This is a genomic window from Streptomyces albidus (ex Kaewkla and Franco 2022) (assembly GCF_013870515.1).
GTDB classification, from domain to species: domain Bacteria; phylum Actinomycetota; class Actinomycetes; order Streptomycetales; family Streptomycetaceae; genus Streptomyces; species Streptomyces albidus.
The window spans coordinates 1-4876 of record NZ_JACBXA010000345.1 but is presented as its reverse complement, the minus strand read 5'-3'; the positions used below and the strand labels follow the sequence as shown (position 1 = coordinate 4876).

Genomic DNA, 4876 nt, shown 5'->3' with positions numbered 1-4876 from the left:
ACGAGCGTGCCGCCGCTTCCCGTGCACCTGAGGGAAGCCGCCGCGCTCGTCCCGCCAGGTGCGGGGCGCAGGCAGTGCTGTTGAGCGGACGCACAGTAGGCTTCGCGGCGAGTTACTTACCTGCGCCGGAGGAGCGTCCCGCATGAGTCTGACCCTGAGGACCATCAGCCGTGAGCAGCATCTGGCGTACATCCGGAGCCTGCCGTCGGCGAGTCACTGTCAGGTGCCTGCCTGGGCGGACGTGAAGGGCGAGTGGCGCTCGGAGAATCTGGGCTGGTTCGACCGCGACGGCGAACTGGTCGGTGCGGGTCTGGTGCTCTACCGGCAGCTTCCCAAGGTCAAGCGGTATCTCGCGTACCTGCCGGAGGGCCCGGTCATCGACTGGTTCTCGCCGCATCTGGAGGAGTGGCTGCGGCCGATGCTGGCGCATCTCAAGCAGCAGGGCGCCTTCTCGGTGAAGATGGGCCCGCCCGTGGTGATCCGCCGCTGGGACGCCCCGGCGATCAAGCGGGGCATCCAGGACCCGGACGTGAAGCGGCTGCGGGACGTGCAGGCGACGCACATCGAGCCCCGTGCCTTCGAAGTCTCCGACCGGCTGCGGAGGATGGGCTGGCAGCAGGGCGAGGACGGCGGCGCCGGGTTCGGTGACGTCCAGCCTCGCTACGTCTTCCAGGTGCCGCTGGAGGGGCGCTCGCTGGAGGAGGTCCACAAGGGCTTCAACCAGCTGTGGCGGCGCAACATCAAGAAGGCCGACAAGGCAGGCGTCCAGGTCCTCCAGGGCGGCCTGCAGGATCTGGACGACTGGCAGCGGCTGTACGAGATCACGGCGGAGCGCGACAAGTTCCGGCCGCGCCCCAAGGCGTACTTCGAGCGGATGTGGAAGGTTCTCAACGCCGAGGACCCCAACCGCATGCGGCTGTACTTCGCCGAGCACGAGGGCGAGCGGATCGCGGCGGCGACGATGCTGATCGTGGGCGGCCACGTGTGGTATTCCTACGGCGCCTCCGCCAACCACAAGCGTGAGGTACGTCCGTCGAACGCGATGCAGTGGCGGATGCTGCAGGATGCGTACGCGCTCGGTGCGAGCGTCTACGACCTGCGGGGCATCAGCGATTCTCTGGACGAGACCGACCATCTCTTCGGACTCATCCAGTTCAAGGTGGGGACCGGGGGAGAGGCAGCCGAGTACCTCGGCGAGTGGGACTTCCCGCTCAACAAGCTGCTGCACAAGGCGCTGGACATCTACATGTCGCGTCGCTGAGGCGCGGCCCTCCGCGCACACGAGGGGTCTCAGGAGGCAGGACGAGAGTCTCAGGAGACCGAGACGACCCGAAAGAAAGGTGCCTTACCGGCCATGGCGCTCACCCTCTACGTCGATACCGATCGCTGGCGGGCGCACCAGCAGTCGGTCATCCAGCGGTACCCGGGGATCGTCCCGGTCTGCAAGGGCAACGGCTACGGCTTCGGTCACGAGCGGCTGGCCGACGAGGCCACCCGTTTCGGCAGCGACGTCCTGGCTGTCGGGACGACCTACGAGGCCGCCCGCATGAAGGACTTCTTCGGCGGCGACCTGCTGGTGCTCACCCCCTTCCGCAAGGACGAGGAGCCGGTGCCGCTGCCCGACCGCGCCATCCGGTCCGTCTCCTCGGTGGAGGGGGTCGGACTGATGCGCGGTGCGCGGGTCGTCATCGAAGTGATGAGCAGCATGAAGCGCCACGGCGTCACCGAGGCGGATCTGCCGAAGCTGCACAGCGCGATCGACGAGGTGCGGCTGGAGGGCTTCGCGATCCACCTGCCGCTGGACCGCACGGACGGTTCGGACGCGGTGGAGGAGGTCATCGGCTGGATGGACCGCCTGCGCGCCGCACGGCTTCCGCTGGACACGATGTTCGTCAGCCATCTGGGGCCGGACGAGTTCGCGCGGCTCCAACAGCAGTTCCCCCGCACGAACTTCAGGGCACGTATCGGCACGCGGCTGTGGCTGGGGGATCACACGGCGACGGAGTACCGCGGCTCGATCCTCGACGTCACGCCGGTCGCCAAGGGTGACCGGTTCGGCTACCGGCAGCAGAAGGCTCCGGGCGACGGATGGCTCGTGGTCGTCGCCGGCGGCACCTCACACGGCGTCGGGCTGGAGTCGCCGAAGGCCCTTCAGGGCATGACGTCGCGGGCGAAGGGCGTGGCCCGTGCGGGTCTGGCGACGGTGAACCGGAACCTCTCGCCGTTCCTGTGGGGCGGCAAGCAGCGGTGGTTCGCGGAACCGCCGCACATGCAGATGTCGATCCTGTTCGTGCCGTCCGAGGCTTCCGAGCCGAAGGTCGGTGAGGAGCTGACCGCGCAGCTGCGGCACACCACGACGATGGTGGACCGTACGGTCGACCACTGAGGCCGCGGTCGCCGTGCCCAAGTGCCTCTTTTGACGCCGGACTTGGGCACGAGGCGGGCGGCGGGCGCGCGTCGGCCGCGCTCGCGCCGGCATGAAGCGCACCGGCATGGAGTCCGCGCCGCGGTGGCACGCTGCCACCGCGGCGGACCTCGGAGCGACAGGGGCGCCTCGCAGGCACCCCCGCCCCCCGGGCGTTCTCAGCGCTCGACGTCGCCGTCGATGAACGACTGGACCATCTCGCGGGCCTCGTCGTCGTAGTACTGCACGGGCGGCGACTTCATGAAGTACGAGGAGGCCGAGAGGATCGGGCCGCCGATGCCCCGGTCCTTGGCGATCTTCGCCGCGCGCACCGCGTCGATGATGACTCCGGCCGAGTTGGGCGAGTCCCACACCTCGAGCTTGTACTCCAGGTTCAGCGGCACGTCACCGAAGGCGCGTCCCTCCAGCCGTACGTAGGCCCACTTGCGGTCGTCGAGCCAGGCCACGTAGTCGGAGGGGCCGATGTGCACGTTGTCCGCGCCCATGTCGCGGTCACGGATCTGGGAGGTGACGGCCTGGGTCTTGGAGATCTTCTTCGACTCCAGCCGCTCCCGCTCCAGCATGTTCTTGAAGTCCATGTTGCCGCCGACGTTCAGCTGCATGGTGCGGTCCAGGATGACGCCTCGGTCCTCGAAGAGCTTGGCCATGACGCGGTGCGTGATGGTGGCGCCCACCTGGGACTTGATGTCGTCACCGACGATCGGCACGCCGGCCTCGGTGAACTTCTCCGCCCACTCCTTGGTGCCGGCGATGAAGACGGGGAGCGCGTTGACGAAGGCGACGCCCGCGTCGATGGCGCACTGCGCGTAGAACTCGACGGCTTCCTGCGAGCCCACGGGGAGGTAGCAGACAAGTACGTCCGCCTCGGCGTCCCGCAGAGCCTGCACGACGTCGACGGGTGCGGCGTCGGACTCCTCGATCGTCTCGCGGTAGTACCTGCCCAGCCCGTCGAGCGTGTGGCCGCGCTGCACGGAGACGCCCGAAGGCGGCACGTCGCAGATCTTGACGGTGTTGTTCTCGCTCGCCCCGATGGCGTCGGCCAGGTCGAGGCCGACCTTCTTGCCGTCCACGTCGAATGCGGCGACGAACTCGACGTCCCGCACGTGGTATTCGCCGAACTGGACGTGCATCAGGCCAGGCACCTTGCTGCCCGGGTCGGCGTCCTTGTAGTACTCGACGCCCTGCACCAATGAGGCAGCGCAGTTGCCCACGCCGGCGATGGCTACACGAACCGAACCCATTCCGGTTGCTCCCTGTTTGTGATCGTTTGAGGCCGCGTTCCGAACGGGCCTCATGCGGTGTCCTCGGACGGATCGGGCGGGGTGTCCCCCTCGTCCCGCGACCGGCCTCCCGCTTCTCCTGAACGGCGCGGCCGGGACTCCGGGTCGGTGATCCCTTCCCGGTCCTCCCCCCTGCCGCGCCCCGTCCGCTCGCTCTCTATGAGCTCGTTGAGCCAGCGGACTTCGCGCTCCACGGATTCCATGCCGTGGCGCTGCAGTTCGAGGGTGTAGTCGTCGAGCCGTTCCCGGGTACGGGCCAGAGAGGCGCGCATCTTCGCGAGCCTCTCCTCCAGACGGCTTCGCCTTCCTTCCAGCACGCGCATCCGAACATCGCGCGAGGTCTGCCCGAAAAAGGCGAAACGGACACCGAAGTGTTCGTCCTCCCACGCATCGGGACCGGTCTGTGAAAGAAGTTCCTCGAAGTGTTCTTTTCCTTCGGCCGTCAGCCGGTAGACGATTTTCGCCCGGCGCCCGCCCAGTGAAGCCGACAGCGCCTCGCGTTCGTGGTCCTCCGCCGGACGGTTCCCCTCCTCCGTCAACCACCCTCGCTGCAACAGGGTCTTGAGGCAGGGATAGAGCGTTCCGTAGCTGAAGGCGCGGAAGACGCCCAGCGATGTGTTGAGCCGCTTCCGCAGCTCATAGCCGTGCATCGGTGACTCGCGAAGCAGACCGAGTACGGCGAACTCGAGAACGCCGGAGCGTCTGCTCATGCTTCACCGCCCCCTCTTCACGTCTGCCGGCCGACCGTCGCCCCAACTCGCGTCTATGACGCGCTGATGTATCGGCTCGATACATCAGAACGATAGGCCGAGGGACGTGAAGCAACAAGGGGGAAGCGGGTGAAGGGACTCACATCTCCGATTGGCAGCAGTCAACTTGCCTGGATTGGCCGGAATGCAGGCTAAGGCATGTTTTGGAGCTGCGTAGTCTGTGCGCGTGCAGACCACCACCGGGAACCAAAAGACGCGCGCGCGCGTCATCGTCCTGGGTGCAGTGCGGCCGGCCGGCTCAGTGTCGGCAGGCTGTGCTCGGGGGGACCAGACGTCAACTGCCACCTTCAGGCGAGAGCGCCTGCCCGAGGAGTAGCTGTTCCATGAGCGAGCACCGTCGAAAGCCGCCACAGGGGCGCGGCCGGCGCGCAGCGCAGCCGCCGCCGTCACCCGGCAACGGC

4 protein-coding genes are annotated in these 4876 nt (G+C 67.7%); 2 read left to right on the top strand and 2 right to left on the bottom strand.

Translation table 11 applies throughout. The annotated features are described in order from the left end of the window. Positions 1 to 142 precede the first annotated feature (142 nt). Complete coding sequence (locus tag H5J26_RS28435; protein WP_181768838.1) at positions 143 to 1261, top strand: lipid II:glycine glycyltransferase FemX; 1119 nt, start codon at positions 143 to 145, stop codon at positions 1259 to 1261. A gap of 93 nt (positions 1262 to 1354) precedes the next feature. Then, on the top strand, positions 1355 to 2386 hold the full coding sequence (locus H5J26_RS28430) for an alanine racemase (protein WP_181768837.1): 1032 nt from the start codon (positions 1355 to 1357) through the stop codon (positions 2384 to 2386). Positions 2387 to 2583: 197 nt separating this feature from the next. On the opposite strand, the gene H5J26_RS28425 is transcribed toward H5J26_RS28430, so the two are convergent. After that, positions 2584 to 3666 carry an inositol-3-phosphate synthase gene (locus H5J26_RS28425; RefSeq protein WP_181768836.1) on the bottom strand — a complete coding sequence of 361 codons (1083 nt, stop codon included), beginning with the start codon at positions 3664 to 3666 and terminating at the stop codon, positions 2584 to 2586. A gap of 50 nt (positions 3667 to 3716) precedes the next feature. After that, positions 3717 to 4415 carry a PadR family transcriptional regulator gene (locus H5J26_RS28420; RefSeq protein WP_181768835.1) on the bottom strand — a complete coding sequence of 233 codons (699 nt, stop codon included), beginning with the start codon at positions 4413 to 4415 and terminating at the stop codon, positions 3717 to 3719. Positions 4416 to 4876 lie beyond the last annotated feature (461 nt).